Source organism: Frateuria sp. GZRe14 (assembly GCF_051900395.1).
Lineage (GTDB): Bacteria > Pseudomonadota > Gammaproteobacteria > Xanthomonadales > Rhodanobacteraceae > Frateuria_A > Frateuria_A edaphi.
Genome location: NZ_JBHZGJ010000001.1, coordinates 257,355 through 274,813, shown reverse-complemented (window position 1 = coordinate 274,813; position 17,459 = coordinate 257,355). Strand labels below are relative to the sequence as shown.

The 17,459-nt window shown below is 66.7% G+C and carries 22 protein-coding genes and 1 tRNA gene; 8 read left to right on the top strand and 15 right to left on the bottom strand.

The window, feature by feature from the left end; translation table 11 throughout:
- Positions 1-187: 187 nt before the first annotated feature.
- From glmU to ACFWZ1_RS01190, 15 genes are all read right to left on the bottom strand, one after another.
- A complete protein-coding gene (gene glmU, locus ACFWZ1_RS01260; RefSeq protein ID WP_439665159.1) occupies positions 188-1,561 on the bottom strand; it encodes a bifunctional UDP-N-acetylglucosamine diphosphorylase/glucosamine-1-phosphate N-acetyltransferase GlmU in 1,374 nt (457 codons plus the stop codon).
- Between the two features lie 64 nt (positions 1,562-1,625).
- Positions 1,626-2,708, bottom strand: a complete 1,083-nt coding sequence (locus ACFWZ1_RS01255) for a hypothetical protein (RefSeq protein WP_439665158.1) — start codon at positions 2,706-2,708, stop codon at positions 1,626-1,628.
- A 64-nt stretch (positions 2,709-2,772) separates the two neighbouring features.
- Positions 2,773-3,291 (bottom strand): energy transducer TonB, encoded by a 519-nt coding sequence (locus ACFWZ1_RS01250; protein WP_439665157.1) that lies wholly within the window; start codon positions 3,289-3,291, stop codon positions 2,773-2,775.
- Positions 3,292-3,544: 253 nt separating this feature from the next.
- Complete coding sequence (locus ACFWZ1_RS01245; protein WP_091335041.1) at positions 3,545-3,973, bottom strand: F0F1 ATP synthase subunit epsilon; 429 nt, start codon at positions 3,971-3,973, stop codon at positions 3,545-3,547.
- A gap of 56 nt (positions 3,974-4,029) precedes the next feature.
- A complete protein-coding gene (gene atpD, locus ACFWZ1_RS01240; RefSeq protein WP_231322902.1) occupies positions 4,030-5,463 on the bottom strand; it encodes a F0F1 ATP synthase subunit beta in 1,434 nt (477 codons plus the stop codon).
- 78 nt (positions 5,464-5,541) lie between these two features.
- Positions 5,542-6,459, bottom strand: a complete 918-nt coding sequence (atpG, locus tag ACFWZ1_RS01235) for a F0F1 ATP synthase subunit gamma (RefSeq protein WP_439665156.1) — start codon at positions 6,457-6,459, stop codon at positions 5,542-5,544.
- An 88-nt stretch (positions 6,460-6,547) separates the two neighbouring features.
- Positions 6,548-8,098: a F0F1 ATP synthase subunit alpha gene (gene atpA / locus ACFWZ1_RS01230; RefSeq protein ID WP_231322898.1), complete on the bottom strand. Its 1,551-nt coding sequence runs from the start codon at positions 8,096-8,098 to the stop codon at positions 6,548-6,550.
- A 125-nt stretch (positions 8,099-8,223) separates the two neighbouring features.
- Complete coding sequence (locus ACFWZ1_RS01225; protein ID WP_439665155.1) at positions 8,224-8,757, bottom strand: F0F1 ATP synthase subunit delta; 534 nt, start codon at positions 8,755-8,757, stop codon at positions 8,224-8,226.
- A 2-nt stretch (positions 8,758-8,759) separates the two neighbouring features.
- Positions 8,760-9,230: a F0F1 ATP synthase subunit B gene (locus tag ACFWZ1_RS01220; RefSeq protein WP_231322894.1), complete on the bottom strand. Its 471-nt coding sequence runs from the start codon at positions 9,228-9,230 to the stop codon at positions 8,760-8,762.
- A gap of 93 nt (positions 9,231-9,323) precedes the next feature.
- On the bottom strand, positions 9,324-9,602 hold the full coding sequence (gene atpE / locus ACFWZ1_RS01215) for a F0F1 ATP synthase subunit C (RefSeq protein ID WP_231322892.1): 279 nt from the start codon (positions 9,600-9,602) through the stop codon (positions 9,324-9,326).
- A 68-nt stretch (positions 9,603-9,670) separates the two neighbouring features.
- On the bottom strand, positions 9,671-10,477 hold the full coding sequence (gene atpB, locus ACFWZ1_RS01210) for a F0F1 ATP synthase subunit A (protein ID WP_439665154.1): 807 nt from the start codon (positions 10,475-10,477) through the stop codon (positions 9,671-9,673).
- Positions 10,478-10,480: 3 nt separating this feature from the next.
- On the bottom strand, positions 10,481-10,846 hold the full coding sequence (locus ACFWZ1_RS01205) for a hypothetical protein (RefSeq protein ID WP_231322889.1): 366 nt from the start codon (positions 10,844-10,846) through the stop codon (positions 10,481-10,483).
- 254 nt (positions 10,847-11,100) lie between these two features.
- Complete coding sequence (locus tag ACFWZ1_RS01200; protein ID WP_439665153.1) at positions 11,101-11,487, bottom strand: phasin family protein; 387 nt, start codon at positions 11,485-11,487, stop codon at positions 11,101-11,103.
- 118 nt (positions 11,488-11,605) lie between these two features.
- Positions 11,606-11,968 carry a 6-carboxytetrahydropterin synthase QueD gene (queD, locus tag ACFWZ1_RS01195; RefSeq protein WP_439665152.1) on the bottom strand — a complete coding sequence of 121 codons (363 nt, stop codon included), beginning with the start codon at positions 11,966-11,968 and terminating at the stop codon, positions 11,606-11,608.
- A gap of 86 nt (positions 11,969-12,054) precedes the next feature.
- Positions 12,055-12,131 (bottom strand) — tRNA-Met (locus ACFWZ1_RS01190).
- A 158-nt stretch (positions 12,132-12,289) separates the two neighbouring features.
- On the opposite strand from ACFWZ1_RS01190, the gene ACFWZ1_RS01185 reads away from it, so the two are divergent.
- The 8 genes from ACFWZ1_RS01185 (at position 12,290) to ACFWZ1_RS01150 (ending at position 17,446) form a co-directional block, all read left to right on the top strand.
- Positions 12,290-12,835 (top strand): RNA pyrophosphohydrolase, encoded by a 546-nt coding sequence (locus ACFWZ1_RS01185; RefSeq protein WP_439665151.1) that lies wholly within the window; start codon positions 12,290-12,292, stop codon positions 12,833-12,835.
- A gap of 47 nt (positions 12,836-12,882) precedes the next feature.
- The gene (locus ACFWZ1_RS01180) at positions 12,883-13,089 is read left to right on the top strand and encodes a (2Fe-2S)-binding protein (protein WP_439666855.1); all 207 of its coding nucleotides are present in this window, start codon (positions 12,883-12,885) and stop codon (positions 13,087-13,089) included.
- A 94-nt stretch (positions 13,090-13,183) separates the two neighbouring features.
- Positions 13,184-13,651, top strand: coding sequence for a bacterioferritin (gene bfr / locus ACFWZ1_RS01175; RefSeq protein ID WP_439665150.1), 468 nt, complete (start codon positions 13,184-13,186; stop codon positions 13,649-13,651).
- A gap of 164 nt (positions 13,652-13,815) precedes the next feature.
- On the top strand, positions 13,816-14,556 hold the full coding sequence (locus ACFWZ1_RS01170) for a DUF6776 family protein (protein WP_439665149.1): 741 nt from the start codon (positions 13,816-13,818) through the stop codon (positions 14,554-14,556).
- A 2-nt stretch (positions 14,557-14,558) separates the two neighbouring features.
- Positions 14,559-14,990: a bactofilin family protein gene (locus ACFWZ1_RS01165; RefSeq protein ID WP_231322877.1), complete on the top strand. Its 432-nt coding sequence runs from the start codon at positions 14,559-14,561 to the stop codon at positions 14,988-14,990.
- Between the two features lie 144 nt (positions 14,991-15,134).
- Complete coding sequence (gene erpA, locus ACFWZ1_RS01160; RefSeq protein ID WP_439665148.1) at positions 15,135-15,503, top strand: iron-sulfur cluster insertion protein ErpA; 369 nt, start codon at positions 15,135-15,137, stop codon at positions 15,501-15,503.
- A gap of 7 nt (positions 15,504-15,510) precedes the next feature.
- Complete coding sequence (gene nudC / locus ACFWZ1_RS01155) at positions 15,511-16,488, top strand: NAD(+) diphosphatase (RefSeq protein ID WP_439665147.1); 978 nt, start codon at positions 15,511-15,513, stop codon at positions 16,486-16,488.
- 88 nt (positions 16,489-16,576) lie between these two features.
- Positions 16,577-17,446, top strand: a complete 870-nt coding sequence (locus tag ACFWZ1_RS01150; RefSeq protein WP_439665146.1) for a beta-lactamase induction protein — start codon at positions 16,577-16,579, stop codon at positions 17,444-17,446.
- Positions 17,447-17,459: the final 13 nt, after the last annotated feature.

Here is a 17,459-nt window from a genome sequence, read left to right as displayed (position 1 = left end):
GGCAGGGGCGTATCGCGGTCGTAGAAGACACCTGTGCGCGACCGCGCGGCCCGCTCATGCGCGCGCAGAGTGCGCTTCTACACCGGCCAGCTTTCCCTTGGGACAAGAGTGAATGGCGGGCTTGCGGGAACGCGTTTCGCGAAGACGCACGGTCCCACGCAGCCTGCGGTCGCGCACGGGTGCGCTCCTACCGTTTCGGTTTCTTGATGGGCCGTTTGTAGCCGGGGATCGTCTGCTGGCGCGCACGCCCGACCGTGAGTTCGCCCTCGGGCGCATCCTTGGTGATCACGGACCCTGCGCCGATGGTGGCGTTGGGGCCGATCGTCACCGGCGCTACGAGCGCGCTGTTGGATCCGATGAAGGCACCATCCTCGATACGCGTCAGGTGCTTGTTGGCGCCATCGTAGTTGCAGGTGATGGTGCCCGCGCCCACGTTGACGCCCGCGCCGATGCGCGCGTCGCCCAGGTAGGTGAGGTGATTGGCCTTGCTGCCTTCACCCAGTCGCGCCTGCTTGGTCTCGACGAAATTGCCGATGTGCACGCCAGGCGCCAGTTCGGTGCCCGGGCGCAGCCGCGCGAACGGCCCGATGGTGCACGGGCCATGCGTAATGACGCCTTCGAGATCGCAGTGCGCCAGCACCGCCGTACCGGCGGCCAGCTGCACGTCCTTCAACCGCACGAAAGGACCCACGTGCACCTCGTCGCCGAGCACCACGCGCCCTTCGAGGATCACGTCGATGTCCAGCTCCACGTCCATGCCGGCATGCACCTGGCCGCGAACCTCCAGCCGTGCCGGATCGGCCATGCGCACGCCCGCCAGCAAGAGTTCCCGCGTCGCACGGCGACGATGATGGTCTTCCAGTTCGGTGAGCTGCAGCGGGTTGTTGGCGCCGGCCGCCTCGACCGGATCGGCGCATTCGATGCAGGCGGCGGGACGGCCTTCGGCCGCGGCCATGGCGAAGACGTCGGTGAGGTAGTACTCGCCCTGCGCGTTGTTGCGCTCCAGCCGGCCGATCCACCCTCGCAGCGCGTCGGCGTCGCCGGCGAGGATGCCGGTGTTGACCAGGCGGATGGCGCGCTGCGCAGCGTCGGCGTCCTTTTCCTCCACCACGCCGGCGACGCGACCTTCGGCATCGCGCTGCACGCGGCCATAACCCAGCGGGTTCTCCAGCACGGTGGCCAGCAGCGCCAGGCCGTCGGCCGCGACCAGCGGCGCCAGCGTGTCGGCGCGCAAGAGCGGCACGTCGCCGTAAAGCACCAGCACGCGCGCTCCATCGGGAATGTGCGCCAGCGCCTGCGCCACCGCGTGACCAGTGCCGAGCCGCTCCGCCTGCTCGACCCAGCCGATGTCCGGATCGGCGGCGAAAGCAGTGTGCACCTGTTCGCCGGCATGTCCGTACACGACGTGGATGGTGCCCGGGGACAGCGCCCGGGCGGTCGCCAGCACGTGGGCCAGCAGGGGCTTGCCGGCCAGCGGCATCAGCACCTTGGGCTTGCGGGATTTCATGCGCTTGCCCTCGCCGGCGGCGAGGATCACGACGTGGAGGGGCGAAGCGGGCATGCGGGTACCGGTGGAAGCCTTCAACGGGCGCCGAGGATAACAGCGCCTTCGTGAAGCGGACTGGTCAGTCCTGCTTTTCCGGCGCCGGCTTCAGGTCCTCGAGCTTGGGCGTGTATGCCTGCACGAAAGCGTTGTGCAGCACGTTGATCACCGCCTGCCAGGCGCCGACGTCCTTGTTGTCGATCCGCCCGCTGATCGGCACCTTGGTCGCGAACTGGTCTTTCTCGTGGTTCTTGAACAGCCAGGTGATGCCGCTGGCGAGCGCTTCCCACGCGACCCGCAACGGGTTTTCCTTGTCCTGCTCGACATCCTGCTTCCAGCTGAACACCTTGACGTCATGCAGCAACGGCTTTGCATAGCCGTTGAGCTCGCCGTTGCGTGCCTGCAGTTGCATGACGAAGGTGCCGTTGCCACCGGCAAAGTCGAGCTTGGCGTAGGCGCGCGCCAGGTCGTTCAGCCGCTTGAGCTCGATCTGCCGGACGCGCAGGTCGAAGGTGAAATCCAGCAGCTTCGGATCCAGCGGATCGAAGCTTGCATCGGCCGTCAGCGGCGCATTGCCGAGCACGTTGGCGGTGGCATGGAAGTCGGCCACGCGACTGCCCTTGGCGCGATCGGCGTTACTCAGGTTGACCGCCCTGGCTTCCACGTCGGTCATCTTCATGTCGACCTTCGGGTGCGACACGAAGTTATGGAAGGTGACCTGGCTGTTGTGCGCGGTCACCTCGTCCAGCCGGATCGGCACCAGCGCTTCCAGTTGCTGGCGCCAGTCCACGCCCTTGCCGGCCTGGCTGGGCGCCTGGTCGCCGCCGTCGACGAAGTTGAGGCTGGCATGGTCGAACTCGACGCGACCGCGGACGGTGCCGTGGGTGAGCGCGCGCCAGCTGATGGCAATGTCAGTGGTGCCCGCGCTGAAGAACGGCACCGGCAGCTTGCCGTCGACCTTGTCGATGCGCAGGTCGCCCAGGCTGTAGGCACCACGCCAGAGATGGATGTCCACGTCCGCGACATGGCCGTGGTAGTCGCCCATGCGGTCCATCTTGCGGTTGAGGTAGTTCTTGACGACGTAGGGCAGGGCCAACCGCGCCACCACCAGGAGCGCGACGATGACCAGCACGATGACCAGCGTACGGCGGGCGACGTGTTTCATGCAGTGTCCAGACAGCCCAGTCCGCCGCGAGTCTAGGCGGATGCGTGTGGGCGCGGCGTTCAGATCAACGGGCGGGCGATTGCGGCCCGGCGGACACCGAGGTATGGCCGTGCTCGCAGCGGAAGGTGAACACGTAGTCGAGGCTGAAGGGCTTGGCTTCGGTGTCCACTGCGTGACTGTTGCCGTCTGCATCGGCCGCCCAGCGGGTGATGGTCAGCGGCGTGTAGCGCCAGTCCTGCAGGGCCTTGCGCACGGCCTCGGCAAAGGGCTGTTGTGCGGTCGGCGGGGCCATCCGTACCTCGCCCACGTTTCCTCGCGTGTCCACGATCACGCGTGCCGGGAGTTCGACCTGCGGCGGGCAGGCCGCAAGCTCCGAGTCGGGGTAGGCGGGCGGGACGTGTTGCTCGATGGTGGCCCCCATGGCGACCTGGCCCAGGGCCAGCGAGTAATGCGCCAGGCCCGTGTCGTTGGCGACCCGGTAACTCGTCGAGCCGACACCCGGGTCGGACGTGGGCTTCTGCGCCGTGTGCGCGCAGGCTGCCAGCAGGGTGGCAGCGCTGAGCAGAGTGATCGCACGAATCATGTCGGGTCCTTCCTCGATGCCGGCACAGCCTAGCCGGCGACACCGCACGCGCCAAATCCGCAGCTTGCTCGGAGCGGACCGTGGCGTGGAGTCGGGACTCACCCAGAAGCCCGTCTGGAAGCAACGTCGGCTTGCGCATACCCGCAAGCGCGGCCCTCATCCCAACCCTCTCCGACGGGAAGAGGAGGCCGGTCGCCGCAAACGAAAAACGCCGGCGCGAGGCCGGCGTTCCCAGGTCGGACTTCGCAGCCCTTCAATGCTTCAGGTTGCGGCGCAGGCGCTCGAGCGCCTGCAGCTGGGTCAGCGCCGCGACCAGCTTGGCCTGCGCCTCGGCCACGTCGATGGCGTCGGAGCGGTTGGCCAGGGCGTCCTCGGCTTCCTTCTTGGCGGCCAGCGCGGCGGCCTCGTCGATCTCCTCCGAACGCACGGCCGTGTCGGCCAGCACGGTGACCGCGTGCGGCTGCACTTCCAGGATGCCGCCGCCGGTGATCGAGATATCGACCTTCTCGCCGCCGGCCTCGGTCACGACGACCTTGCCCGGCTTCAGGCGGGTGATCAGCGGCGCGTGGCGGGGCGTGATGCCCAGCTCGCCCTGGTCGCCGGTGGCGACGACCATCGTCGCCTCGCCCGAATAGATCGCGGCTTCGGCGCTGACGACTTCGACGCGAATGGTGGTTGCCATGGTGGTGTCTCGTTCTGCTCAGGGGGAGGCGGGCCGGAGCGACCCGCCCGAGGGGATCAGGCCGCCTTCTTGGCGGACATCTCCTCGCCCTTCTTGATCGCCTCGTCGATGCCGCCGACCATGTAGAACGCCTGCTCCGGCAGGTGGTCGACGTCGCCGTCCACGATCATCTTGAAGCCGCGGATGGTCTCGGCCAGCGACACGTACTTGCCCGGCGCGCCGGTGAACACTTCGGCCACGTGGAACGGCTGGCTGAAGAAGCGCTCGCACTTGCGGGCGCGCGACACCACCTGCTTGTCTTCCTCGGACAGCTCGTCCATGCCCAGGATCGCGATGATGTCCTTGAGCTCCTTGTAGCGCTGCAGCGTGCCCTGCACGCGGCGGGCCACGTCGTAGTGCTCGGCGCCGATCACGTTCGGGTCGAGCTGGCGGCTGGTCGAATCCAGCGGATCCACCGCCGGGTAGATGCCCAGCGCCGCGATGTTACGCGACAGCACCACGGTCGCATCCAGATGCGCGAAGGTGGTCGCCGGCGACGGGTCGGTCAGGTCGTCCGCGGGCACGTACACGGCCTGGATGGACGTGATCGAACCGGTCTTGGTGGAGGTGATGCGCTCCTGCAGCACGCCCATTTCTTCGGCCAGGGTCGGCTGGTAGCCCACCGCCGACGGCATGCGGCCGAGCAGCGCGGACACCTCGGTACCGGCCAGCGTGTAGCGGTAGATGTTGTCGACGAACAGCAGCACGTCCTTGCCCTTGCCGCTCTCGTCCTTCTGGTCGCGGAAGTACTCGGCCATGGTCAGGCCGGTCAGCGCCACGCGCAGGCGGTTGCCCGGCGGCTCGTTCATCTGGCCGTAGACCATCGCGACCTTCGACTCCGGCAGGTTGTCGAGCTTGACCACGCCCGCGTCCTGCATCTCGTGGTAGAAGTCGTTGCCCTCGCGGGTGCGCTCACCCACGCCGGCGAACACCGACAGGCCGGCGTGCTGGGTGGCAATGTTGTTGATCAGCTCGAGCATGTTCACGGTCTTGCCCACGCCCGCGCCGCCGAACAGGCCGACCTTGCCGCCCTTGGCGAACGGGCAGACCAGGTCGATCACCTTGATGCCGGTTTCCAGCAGCTCGTTGGCGGCGGCCTGCTCGTCGTAGCTCGGTGCTTCGCGGTGGATGACCCAGTGGTCCTCGGCGTTGATCGGACCGACTTCGTCGATCGGATTGCCCAGCACGTCCATGATGCGGCCGAGCGTGGCAGCGCCGACCGGTACCTTGATGCCTTCGCCAGTGTTGTGCGCGACCAGGCCGCGACGCAGGCCTTCGGTGGAGCCCAGCGCGATGGTACGGACGACGCCGTCGCCCAGCACCTGCTGGACTTCCAGCGTGATGTTCATGCCATCGATCTTCAGTGCGTCGTACACCTGCGGCACCTGATCGCGCGCGAACTCGACGTCGATGACCGCGCCGATGATCTGAACAACTTTGCCCTGGCTCATGGATGTGCTCCGGATGGATTCTTTCAGTGTCTGATTGCAGCGCCGCTACGCGTCGCTAAAAAGGCTGTGCTGTTGCGGTCAGACCGCAGCAGCACCTCCGACGATTTCGGAAATTTCCTGGGTGATCGCGGCCTGACGCGCCTTGTTGTAGCTGAGCGTCAATTCGGCGATGACCTTGTTGGCGTTGTCCGAGGCGCTCTTCATGGCGACCATGCGCGCGGCGTGCTCGCTGGCGAGATTCTCCAGCACGCCCTGGTACACCACCGACTCGATGTAACGGCCGAGCACATGCTCGAGCACCGCGGCGGCATCGGGTTCGTAGATGTAGTCCCAGTCGTGGGTCTGCTCCAGCGTGATGCCGGCATAGGCCGACTCGCCTGCCTGCTGGTGCGCCGACAGCTCGGCAGCCACCAGAGGCAACGGTAGCAGCGCGTCGACCATCGGCTTCTGCGTCATCGTGTTGACGAAGTCGTTGTAGGCCAGGAACACGCGGTCCAGTCCATTGGCCGCATAAGCGTCCAGCACGACCTTGATCACGCCGACCAGCTGCTCGAGCTTGGGCCGCTCGCCCAGGTGGCTGACGCTGCCGACAAGGTTGACGCCCTTGATTCGACGGAAGAACTGGATCGCCTTCTGGCCGATCGCCACCACGTCGACCTGCGCGCCCTTGTCCTGCCACTCGCGCACCGCCGGCAACACGCGCCGGAACAGGTTCGAGTTCAGGCCGCCGCACAGGCCGCGGTCGGTGGAGATCACGATGAAGGCCACGCGCGCGACATTCTCGCGCTCGACCAGGAACGGATGCTTGAAGTCCGTGTTGGCCTGGGCCACGTGGGCGATCACCCGGCGCATCATCCGCGCATACGGACGCGAGGCCTTCATCAGGTCCTGCGCCTTGCGGATCTTCGAGGCCGAGACCATCTCGAGCGCGCGCGTCACCTTGCGCATGTTCTGCGTGCTCTTGATCTTGGTTTTGATTTCGCGTCCGCTTGCCATCTGTCTGCTCTTGGGTTCGACCTGCGTGGGGCGGTCTCATGGCCCGCCGTCAACGTGCGCGGCAGGCCTCAAGGCCCACCGGCGGGGTTCACCAGGAACCGGTCTTCTTGTACTCGTCCAGGCCGCTCTTGAAGACGCCCTCGATCTCGCCGTTCCAGTCGCCGGTAGCGACGATCTTCTTCATCAGCTCGCCGTGGTTCTGATGGAAGAACGCGTGCAGGCCACGCTCGAAGTCGAGCACCTTGGCCACCGGCAGGTCGTCCAGGTAGCCCTTCTCGGCGGCGTACACCGACAGCGCGAGCTCGGCGATCGACAGCGGCGCGTACTGCTTCTGCTTCATCAGCTCGGTCACGCGCTGGCCGCGGTCGAGCTGGGCGCGGGTGGCCGGGTCCAGGTCCGAGGCGAACTGCGCGAACGCAGCCAGCTCGCGGAACTGGGCCAGCGACAGCTTCACGCCGCCGGAGAGCTTCTTGACGATCTTGGTCTGCGCCGCGCCACCCACGCGCGACACCGAGATACCGGCGTTCACCGCCGGACGGATGCCCGCGTTGAACAGGTCGGTTTCCAGGAAGATCTGGCCGTCGGTGATCGAGATCACGTTGGTCGGCACGAACGCCGACACGTCGCCGGCCTGGGTCTCGATGATCGGCAGCGCGGTGAGCGAACCGGTCTTGCCCTTGACCTCGCCGTTGGTCTCCTTCTCGACGTAGGCCTCGTTGACGCGCGCGGCGCGCTCGAGCAGACGCGAATGGAGATAGAACACGTCGCCCGGGTAGGCTTCGCGGCCCGGCGGGCGCTTGAGCAGCAGCGAAATCTGGCGGTAGGCCACGGCCTGCTTGGACAGGTCGTCGTACACGATCAGCGCGTCTTCGCCGCGGTCACGGAAGTACTCGCCCATGGCGCAGCCCGAATACGGCGCGATGTACTGCAGCGCGGCCGACTCGGAGGCCGAGGCGACGACCACGATGGTGTTGGCCAGCGCGCCGTTCTCTTCGAGCTTGCGCACCACGTTGGCGATCGACGAGCGCTTCTGGCCGATCGCGACGTAGATGCTGTAGATGCCCGAATCTTTCTGGTTGATGATCGCGTCGATCGCCACGGCGGTCTTGCCGGTCTGGCGGTCGCCGATGATGAGCTCGCGCTGGCCGCGGCCGATCGGGATCATCGAGTCGATCGCCTTGTAGCCGGTCTGCACCGGCTGGTCGACGGACTTGCGCCACACCACGCCCGGCGCGACCTTCTCGATCGGCGAGGTCTTCTTGGCGGCGATCGGGCCCTTGCCGTCGATCGGGTTGCCCAGCGCGTCGACGACGCGGCCGAGCATTTCCGGACCGACCGGCACTTCGAGGATGCGGCCGGTGGTCTTGGCGGTGTCGCCTTCCTTCAGGTGCTGGAACTCGCCCAGCACCACGGCGCCGACCGAGTCGCGCTCGAGGTTCAGCGCGAGCGCGAAGGCGTTGCCCGGCAGCTCGATCATTTCGCCCTGCATCACGTCGGCCAGGCCGTGGATGCGCACGATGCCGTCGGACACGCTGATGATGGTGCCTTCGTTGCGGGCCTCAGCGCCGAGCTTGAACTGCTCGATGCGGCTCTTGATCAGTTCGCTGATCTCGGACGGGTTCAGAGTGGTGCTGGACATGGTCGCTTTCCTGAATTTGGGAATGCTTTTTCAAGAGTCCGGCCCCATGGCCGGTTTTACTCTTCGATATTTTGTTCAGTGCCGGATGGCCGGCCCCGATTCGCGACGCGAACGCCGCGTTTGAATCAACTCGCCAGGACGCTGGCCAGACGCTGCAGGCGACCGCGTGCGGAGCCGTCGATCACCTCGCTGCCCGTATCGATCACCACACCGCCGAGCAAGGCTGGATCGACCTTGGCTTCCAGTTCGATCTCGCGCTTGAAGCGGCGCTTGAGCGACGCCTTCAGCTGCTCGGCCTGCGTGGCATCCAGCGCCATCGCGCTTGTCACCTTGACCTTCAGCTGGGAGCCCGCCTCGCGCTTGTGCTCCTCGTACAGATCCGCCACTTCCGGCAGCAGCGCCAGGCGGCGCTGTTCGGCGAGCGTCTTGAGGAACTGCGCGAACGCGGTGTCTGCAGCCATGCCCTGCGGAAGATGCAGCGCTACCAGTTGCATCGGTTGCACGCGCGGATCGCCCACCAGCGCGGCCACGCGCGGATCCTTCGCGACCGCCGCGGCGAAGCCGAAGGCCTGCGACCATTCGCCGAGCTTGCCGGCCTCGTGCGCCAGCTCGAAGGCGGCGCGCGCGTACGGACGGGCGAGCGTGATTGCCTGGGCCATGGTCAGATCTCGGTGGCGAGCTGGTCGAGCAGCGCCTTGTGCGCGGACGGATCGATCTCGCGCTGCACGATCTTGGTGGCGCCCTGCACGGCAAGCGCGCCGACCTTCTCGCGCAGCTCCTCGCGGGCACGCTGGGCCATCGAGGCGATGTCGTCCTGCGCGCTCGCCTTCAGGCGATTGATCTCGGTGATCGCGTCGGCGCGGGCCTTGTCCAGGATCTGGTTGGCCTGCTGCTGGGCGCGATCGATGATCTCGGCAGCCTGCTGGCGCGCCACCTTGATCTCGGCGGCCACCTTGCTGTCGGCATCGCGCAGCTCGGCGCGGGCGCGCTCGGCGGCGTCGAGGCCTTCGGCAATCTTGAGCTGGCGCTCCTCGATAGCCTTGTTGATGTGCGGCCAGATGAACTGGACCGTGAACCAGATCAGGATCGCGAAGGCGATCATTTCGCCGATCAAGGTCGCGTTGAAATCCATCGCTGCGTTACCTGTAAATGCGGGGGTGGTACGGGTACGGGCGCCGCTATCGCGGGCGCCCGTAGGGAGCGGCGCGCAAGCGCCGCTTCGTGCTTACTTCGCCGTCAGGGCCGCCAGCAGCGGATTGGCCACCGCGAAGTACATCGCAAGCGCCACGCCGATCAGGAACGCCGCGTCGATCAGGCCGGCGAGCAGGAACATGCGGCCCTGCAGCAGCGGCACCAGTTCCGGCTGGCGGGCAGCGGCTTCCAGGAACTTCGAACCCATGACGCCGATGCCGATACAGGCGCCGAGGGCGCCCAGGCCGATGATCAGGCCCAGCGCGATGGCGGTGAAACCCTGGATTTGCGCGATTTGAACGATAGCTTCCACGACGATCTCCTCAGAAAGAAAAGCTTATGTGTTTCGGTTGGACGTTGTTCGAAAGACGGGACTGCAGATCAGTGGTGGTCGTGAGCCATCGAGATGTACACGACGGTCAGCACCATGAAGATGAAGGCCTGGATCGAGATGATCAGGATGTGGAAGATCCCCCACACGGTGTAGCCGATGATGCCCATGCCATACAGCGCCCAGCTGCCGGCGGTGAACAGCCCGGCAATCAGCATGAACACGAGCTCGCCGGCGTACATGTTGCCGAACAGTCGCATCGCGAGGCTCACCGGCTTGGAGAGCAGCTCGACCAGGTTCAGCGCGAAATTGGGGACCCACAGCAGCGGGTGTTTGCCGAACGGCGCGGTAAACATCTCGTGCATGTAGCCGCTGAAGCCCTTGGCCTTGAAGCTGTAGAAAATGATCAGGATCAGCACGGTCAACGACATCGCGAAGGTCATGTTGATGTCGGCCGTGGGCACGGCACGGAAGTGGCCGATGCCGAACTTTTCGGTGATCCAGGGCAACAGATCGACCGGCAGCAGGTCCATCGCGTTCATCAGGAACACCCAGACGAACACGGTCAACGCGAGCGGGCCCAGCACGCGGCGGTCGCCGTGGAACACGTCCTTGACCTGGCCGTCGACGAACTCGAGCACGATCTCGACAAACGCCTGACCCTTGCCCGGCACGCCGGCCGTCGCCTTGCGCGCCTTCGCCCAGAACCAAAGGCAGAACAGGACGCCGAGCACCAGCGACACCGTGACCGAATCGATGTGCACCGCCCAAAAGCCTTCCGGACTCGTATGCGGAGTCAGGTGCTTGAGGTGGTGGGAGATGTATTCGGTAAGACCGCCCTGCGGCTCGCTTGCCATGTGTCAACCCTTGAATCGAAACGCCAGCAGATGAACCGCGTAAGCAGCCGCCAGCCCCGTGATGGCAGCCAGCGGCGGCAACTTCAGTTTGATCAGGATCACGCCCATCCCTCCGATGACCGCGATCCACTTGAGGATCATGCCCACCAGCAGCCGACCCAGTGCCATGCCCGCCCCGTGCATCCCGGCGAAGGCCCGCGCGCCAAGCAGCGCGTTGCCCAGCGCCACCACAAGGGCGCCTGCAAGAGCCGCCAAGGCTTCGCGGCGCCCCTGCATCAGGAAGACGAGGCCGACCAGCGCTGCCGCGGCGACCTGCCACATCACGATGCGCAGGGCCAGGCGGCGTCCGGAGGCAAGACTATTGAGCACGTGTGTTCCCGCGCGGCTTCGCACCAGGCGTCACCCTTGCAGCTACGGGCCACGATCCAATCCGCAAAAGTATATCAGCCGGGCGTTTGGACGGACAAGCCGCAGCGACTGCGACATCTTGTCGTGCGGGCGCTCGCGTTCACCTTGAGAGCTGGCGCAAGTTCCTGCATCGAGGCGCCATAAAAAAGGGCCGGACCAAAGTCCGACCCTGGAAATGCGTCCCGGCGGGGAGGATGGGACGCGGGCAGAAGCCCTTACCTGGCTGACGTCTTACGGGCGGCAGCAGCATTCGCGGCGACCGCGTCGTTGGCGGCCGTGAGCGGCTGCACCATCGCGCCGAGCGACTCGACCGTCTGGCGACCCACGGCCGCCAGGTTCTGGCTCAACGCGACACCCTGTTCGGCCTGCGCACGGCTCAACGCCACGCCCTTGTCCCAAAGGCCGCGCAGGGCCTCGGGGTCACGCGCTTCGCCGGCGGTGAGCAGGAAATCGGCGGCGGCGTGGGAATGCTGTTCCAGCGCAGCCAGCTGGAGGCCGACGGTTTGCTCCAGCCCCTTGAGCACCAGCGCCTGTGCCTTGAATGCGTTGTCGGCGAACTGACGGGCGTAGGCGAACATCTGGGAGTCGAACGGCTTGTTCATGGCTTGCCCCTCGCGGGAGTCTTGGGAGTGGAACAAGCCTAGCAAAGATTTTTGTGCATTGCAACATGATGCACCCGTCGGCCCCGTAGGGCTGGCCGCAAGAGGCTCCCGCACTGCATCAGAAGCTGCGTCGGCTGCAGCTCGCGCCCGATGTGCAGGTCTCATGCACCACCACCCGGTCAAGCCCTGGCAGCTGCGGATCGAGGCGACGGAAGATCCAGCGCGCCAGCATCTCGCTGGTCGGGTTTTCCAGCCCGTCGATCTCGTTGAGATAGTGGTGATCCAACTGCTCGAACAGCGGCGCGAAAGCTGCCTTGACGTCGGCGAAGTCCATCACCCATCCCTGGTTTGGGTCCGGCTCGCCTTCGACGTGGATCTCGATGCGGAACGAATGCCCGTGCAGTCGCGCGCACTTGTGCCCGGCCGGCACGTTGGGCAGCCGGTGTGCGGCCTCGATCTGGAACACTTTGTGGATGTGCATGGCGAGCCATTGTATGTCGTCCCGCGGCCAGGCCCGGGCGGCGACGCAAAGGGAAGTGGTGGGAAAAACACGGCGCCGCGGGCGCGTGGTGGCTATGGGTGGACTCGAACCACCGACCCCAGCATTATGAGTGCTGTGCTCTAACCGGCTGAGCTACATAGCCATGGGGCGTCGCCGGCGCGTGGCGCCAACGGAGCCCGGCAGTGTAATTGGCGCATCCGGCCGGTTCAAGCCTCTTCGCTTTCGGGCGTCACGCGCGCTATGGTTGGATTCGAGGCCCAGGGCCGCTGCATCCGTGGCACGCGGGCTCGAGGAGGCGACATGATCGACGCGGATGGCTATCGCCCCAACGTAGGCATCGTGCTGCTCAACGGCGATGGCCAGCTGTTCTGGGCCCGCCGCGTGAGCCACGATGGCTGGCAGTTCCCGCAGGGCGGCATGCGCAGCGACGAAACCCCGCTGGAGGCCATGTATCGCGAACTGGCGGAAGAGACCGGGCTTGCGCCGGAGCACGTCCAGGTCATCGCCAGCACCCGCGGCTGGCTGCGCTACCGCCTGCCCAACCGCTACGTGCGCCACCACCAGCGACCCACCTGCATCGGCCAGAAGCAGGTGTGGTTCCTGCTGCGCCTGGTCGGCGGCGAGGACGCACTCAAGCTGGACGCCTGTGACAAGCCGGAATTCGATATCTGGCGCTGGGTCGACTTCTGGTATCCGGCCGTGCACGTGGTCAATTTCAAGCGCCAGGTGTACGAACGCGCGCTTCGCCACTTCGCACCGCTGGTGGAGGAGCTGCTGAGCGTCCAGCTCGGCGCCCTCCCGCGCGCGCCGGAGGGCAGCCGTCCAGGCGATCGCGCAGTCGCCTGAACAAAAGGCCGGAAACCTAGTTGACAATCATTCGCATTCGCGCTGGAATGCGCGGCATGTACATCTGCCTCTGCAACGCCGTGACCGACGGCGATATCCGCCGCGCCGTCGCCGATGGCGTGCGCACCTTCTCCGAGCTGCAGGCGCGCACCGGCTGCTCCGACTGCTGTGGCTGCTGCGAGCCCGAGGCGCGGGCCTCGCTCGATACCGCCCTGGCGCAGGTGGCGTTCCCGTTGCCGCTGATCACCGCCTGAGGCGCGCGGACCCCAAACCGCAACCATTCGCGTTTCTCCGCCTCTACGGGCAAGCCCGTATAGTCGCCGGTCGGACAGACTGGAGACTCACCCGATGAAAGGCGATGCCAAGGTCATCGAGTACCTCAACAAGGTGCTCTATAACGAGCTGACCGCGATCAACCAGTACTTCCTGCATTACAGGATGTTCAAGGACTGGGGCTATGGCGAGCTGGCCGAGCACGAGTACAAGGAATCGATCGAGGAGATGAAGCACGCCGATCACCTGATCGAGCGCATCCTGTTCCTCGACGGCCTCCCGAACCTGCAACACCTGGGCAAGCTGCGCATCGGCGAGAACGTGCTCGAATGCATCCAGGGCGACCTCGACCTGGAGCTGGCTGCCGCAATCGACCTGCGCGCAGCGATCGCGCACAGTGAAGGCATTGCCGACTACGTCAGCCGCGACCTGTTCAAGAACATCCTGCACGACGAGGAAGAGCACATCGACTGGCTCGAAACCCAGCTCAACCTGGTCAAGGACATCGGCGCCGAGCGCTACCTGCAGAGCAAGATGGGTTGACATCGCCTCGCAGGATGACCTTCAGCCCGACGTGGGTGACACGGCGGCTAGCGAGGGGCTGACGTCCACCCTGCGAAGCCCGCTGCGCAAACCGTGCGGCCGTTCCTTGACGGTTTCGTCACGCTGCGGCTATACCGGTCACCCCAGCAGTTCCGGATCTCCACATGGCTTCACGCCCGCCTCCGCGCTTCGTCGTGCGTCCGCACGATGAAGCCAGCCAGCGCCGCCGTCGGCTGTGGCTGGGCGCGGCGTGGCTGGCCAGCCTGCTGCTGACCGGAGCCGTGGTCGGCGTGTTGGCCTGGCGCACCACGCCGGCCGCGATCGATCACCGCGAAGCGAAGCAGCTGGCCGCGCAGAACGAACAGCTCAAGCAGCAGATCGCCAACCTCAAGCGCGCGCAACAGGTCACCGACATCGCGACCAAATCCTTGCGCGGCACGCTCACCGAACGCGACGAAGAGATCAACGGCCTGCGCGCGGACCTGGGCTTCTACTCGCGCCTGGTCGGCGGCAACGCGCAGCGCGAAGGGCTCAAGGTGCAGGAAGTGCAGTTGCGCCCGGTAAACGGCTCGCATGCCTGGAACCTCGCGCTCAGCCTGACCCAGAACGCCAAACGCGGCAGCGACGTCAGCGGCACCGTCACGCTCAGCGTGGAAGGCGTGCGGGGCGACAAGGTGGTGGCGCTTGACTGGTCGCAACTGGGCGATGCCGCGCAAAGGGATGGCCTGCCCTTTCGCTTCCGCTATTTCCAGCAGTTGCATGCCACGTTCATGCTGCCGGCCGATTTCAAGCCGACGCGGCTGCGCATCCGTGTCAAACCCGAGGATGGCGACGCCGTCGACCGCGCCGTGGCGTGGAGCGACGCGCTGTCGGGCAACCTCACTACGATCGAAGGGGGAAACTGATCATGTTCAACCGACGCCGCACCGACCGTGCCGACGGTAGCAACGACACCAGCCTGATCGCCCGCGGCACGGTGATTCGCGGCGACCTGCGCTTCAGCGGCGCGCTGCACCTGGATGGCCGCATCGAGGGCACCGTGCTGGCCGACGGCGAGGACGCCGTGTTCACCGTGAGCGAGTACGGCCAGGTGCAGGGCGACATCCACGTGCCGCACGTGATCGTCAACGGCGCCGTGCAGGGCGACATCCACGCCGGCGAGCGGCTGGAGCTGGCGCCGCTGGCGCGCATCACCGGCGACGTGCACTACCGCACGCTGGAAATGGCCGGCGGTGCGCAGGTGAACGGGCGCATGAGCCATCGCGTGGAAGCGGTCGCGCGCGAGCTGCCGTCGCCGTCGCAGCCGGATGCCGAACTCGACGAGGCCGTGCCGGCCTGATGGCGGTAGCCGCCCGGACGCTGCACTGCCCGTCGGACCCAAGCCCCGTGGCCATGTCGGGCCGGGCGTTTTCCGCGGCCAGACTTCTGGTGGCCGGTAGGCGCTATCCTTGAGATCGCGCCCTCGCAACCGCACATTCGCCGCATGGAAACCCTCGTTTCGATTCCCGATTACCGCCAAGCCAACGCGCCACTGGTCTTCACCGAGGCCGCCGCGCGCAAGGTGCACGAACTGATCGTCGAGGAGGGCAACCCGGCGCTGAAGCTGCGCGTGTACATCAGCGGCGGCGGCTGCTCGGGCTTCCAGTACGGGTTCACCTTCGACGAGGCCCAGGCCGAAGACGATTTCGCACTCGATCGCGAAGGCGTCACCCTGCTGGTCGATCCGCTGTCCCTGCAGTACCTCGCCGGCGCGGAGATCGACTACGCGGAGAGCCTCTCCGGCGCCCAGTTCGTCATCCGCAACCCCAACGCCAAGACGACCTGCGGCTGCGGTTCCTCGTTTTCGACCTGAGCCGCCGATGGCCGCTGCCGTCACCAACATCTTCGCCGGCCTGAGCCTGGTGCTCGACCGCATGGCCGAACGCCGCGACCACGAAGCGTGGTTGCTCGAACAGGCCGGTTGTGAAGAGGTGCGCTACCTCCTGCTCGACCCCTCCGGCGACAGCTACCTGCTGCGCGAAGCCGAGGGCCTGCGCTGGCTGAGCGAAGCCGAGCGGCGCGAACTGTTCGCCGGAGTGCCCGCCAGTCTGCTCGGTGTCGCGCAGGGTTGTCCGCATTTCCTGCTAGCGCTGGACGAGGACCAGCCACTGGACTCGCTGGAAGAGCGTCTGGCTGCGCGCCGCATCGGCCTGCGTGAAGCGGGCCTGCGCCTGTCCGCCGCCGAGGCGGGGTTGTTCGCCTACGCCAAGGGCCTGGCGCACTGGCAGCGCGAGACGCGCTTCTGCAGCGGCTGCGGCGCGCCGCTCGTGCGGGTCGCCGCAGGCCACCGCATGCAGTGCACCAACGCGGCGTGCGGACGCCTCCACTTCCCGCGCACCGACGCGGCGATAATCACCATCGTCGAGCACGAAGGCGCCTGCCTGCTCGGTCGCCAGGCAAGCTGGCCGAAGGGCCGCTGGTCGGCGCTGGCCGGCTTCGTCGAGCCGGGCGAATCGCTCGAAGACGCCGTGCGCCGCGAAGTAGCCGAGGAGGCCGGCGTGCGCGTGGGCGCGGTGCATTACCACTCCTCGCAGCCCTGGCCTTTGCCGGCCTCGCTGATGATCGGCTTCATCGCCAGCGCGCTGGACCCCGCGATCAACCTGCGCGACGGCGAGCTGGAAGAAGCGCGTTGGTTCACACCCGCGCAGATCATCGAGGGCCTGGCCGATGGCAGTTTCGCCACGCCGACGAGGCTGTCGGTGTCTTATCAGCTGCTGGCGCACTGGTTGCGCGAGCGTGCAGGGCTGGAGCTGGACGCGTTCACGGCCGACCCGCTGAAGGAGCGCACTCGGGCGTGACCGCGTGGGCGGGCCGTGCATGGCGGTTCCAAACGGGTGCGCCGCAACGCTTGCCCTAGAATGGCGGGGCATCCAAGGAGTTTTTTCGATGGCCCTCAGCCTGCTCGCCGCCCTTATCGCCCTCGGCCTTTTGCATCTATTGCCGCAGCTGGCGCAATGGCGGGGCGATGGCGTGTTCCGCGGCTGGGTGCGGCAATTGGACGACACCGCCGGGCGCGGACGCGTGCTGCTGACACTGGTGGTGCCGGCCGTGCTCTGCCTGCTGCTGGCCGAACTGCTCGGCCAGCTGCCATTTGGCAGCTTCCTGCAGCTGGCCTTCGCGGTCGTCGTGTTGCTCTACGGGCTCGGCCCGCACCCTTTCGAGGCGGATCTGGAAGCGATCCTGCACGCACCCGATCCGGTCGCCCGCCACACCGCCGCGCAGCGCCTGGCCGAACCGGGCGGGCAGGTCGCCTGGAACGCGCACGCGCTGGGCGAAGCCGTGGCGCTCGCCGCACTGCGTCGGCGCTTCGGGGTGTTGTTCTGGTTCTTCGTGCTGGGGCCAGCCGGTGCGCTGCTTTACCGGCTCGCGCAGGCGCTGGGCCGCGACGACACGCTGGCGCTGGACGCCGCCAGCCGCCGTCACGCGCACTACGTCGCCAATGCGCTGGACTGGTTGCCCGCGCAGTTGCTGGTTTTCACGTTGGCGCTGGTCGGCCACTGGGATGCGGTAATGGCCGCCTGGCATCGCTGGCGCCTGCATGCGGCGCCCACCAGCTGGTATACCGACGGCCCGGATTTCCTGGCGGCCGCGGCCTGCGCCGACATCGAGGTGGAGATCGAAGCCGGCGACGGTTATGTCGAGGAGCGCAGTGACCCGCTGCTGGAACTGGCGCGCATGCGCAGCGCGTTCCTGCGGGCGTTGCTGGCGTGGCTGAGCGTGGTCGCGCTGATCGTGCTGGGCGGCTGGCTGACCTGACGAGCGGCCCCGT

Coding starts and splice junctions, on each gene's coding strand:
- glmU (WP_439665159.1), bottom strand. CDS start 1,561: ATGCCCGCTTCGCCCCTCCACGTCGTGATCCTCGCCGCCGGCGAGGGC.
- ACFWZ1_RS01255 (WP_439665158.1), bottom strand. CDS start 2,708: ATGAAACACGTCGCCCGCCGTACGCTGGTCATCGTGCTGGTCATCGTC.
- ACFWZ1_RS01250 (WP_439665157.1), bottom strand. CDS start 3,291: ATGATTCGTGCGATCACTCTGCTCAGCGCTGCCACCCTGCTGGCAGCC.
- ACFWZ1_RS01245 (WP_091335041.1), bottom strand. CDS start 3,973: ATGGCAACCACCATTCGCGTCGAAGTCGTCAGCGCCGAAGCCGCGATC.
- atpD (WP_231322902.1), bottom strand. CDS start 5,463: ATGAGCCAGGGCAAAGTTGTTCAGATCATCGGCGCGGTCATCGACGTC.
- atpG (WP_439665156.1), bottom strand. CDS start 6,459: ATGGCAAGCGGACGCGAAATCAAAACCAAGATCAAGAGCACGCAGAAC.
- atpA (WP_231322898.1), bottom strand. CDS start 8,098: ATGTCCAGCACCACTCTGAACCCGTCCGAGATCAGCGAACTGATCAAG.
- ACFWZ1_RS01225 (WP_439665155.1), bottom strand. CDS start 8,757: ATGGCCCAGGCAATCACGCTCGCCCGTCCGTACGCGCGCGCCGCCTTC.
- ACFWZ1_RS01220 (WP_231322894.1), bottom strand. CDS start 9,230: ATGGATTTCAACGCGACCTTGATCGGCGAAATGATCGCCTTCGCGATC.
- atpB (WP_439665154.1), bottom strand. CDS start 10,477: ATGGCAAGCGAGCCGCAGGGCGGTCTTACCGAATACATCTCCCACCAC.
- ACFWZ1_RS01200 (WP_439665153.1), bottom strand. CDS start 11,487: ATGAACAAGCCGTTCGACTCCCAGATGTTCGCCTACGCCCGTCAGTTC.
- queD (WP_439665152.1), bottom strand. CDS start 11,968: ATGCACATCCACAAAGTGTTCCAGATCGAGGCCGCACACCGGCTGCCC.
- ACFWZ1_RS01185 (WP_439665151.1), top strand. CDS start 12,290: ATGATCGACGCGGATGGCTATCGCCCCAACGTAGGCATCGTGCTGCTC.
- ACFWZ1_RS01180 (WP_439666855.1), top strand. CDS start 12,883: ATGCGCGGCATGTACATCTGCCTCTGCAACGCCGTGACCGACGGCGAT.
- bfr (WP_439665150.1), top strand. CDS start 13,184: ATGAAAGGCGATGCCAAGGTCATCGAGTACCTCAACAAGGTGCTCTAT.
- ACFWZ1_RS01170 (WP_439665149.1), top strand. CDS start 13,816: ATGGCTTCACGCCCGCCTCCGCGCTTCGTCGTGCGTCCGCACGATGAA.
- ACFWZ1_RS01165 (WP_231322877.1), top strand. CDS start 14,559: ATGTTCAACCGACGCCGCACCGACCGTGCCGACGGTAGCAACGACACC.
- erpA (WP_439665148.1), top strand. CDS start 15,135: ATGGAAACCCTCGTTTCGATTCCCGATTACCGCCAAGCCAACGCGCCA.
- nudC (WP_439665147.1), top strand. CDS start 15,511: ATGGCCGCTGCCGTCACCAACATCTTCGCCGGCCTGAGCCTGGTGCTC.
- ACFWZ1_RS01150 (WP_439665146.1), top strand. CDS start 16,577: ATGGCCCTCAGCCTGCTCGCCGCCCTTATCGCCCTCGGCCTTTTGCAT.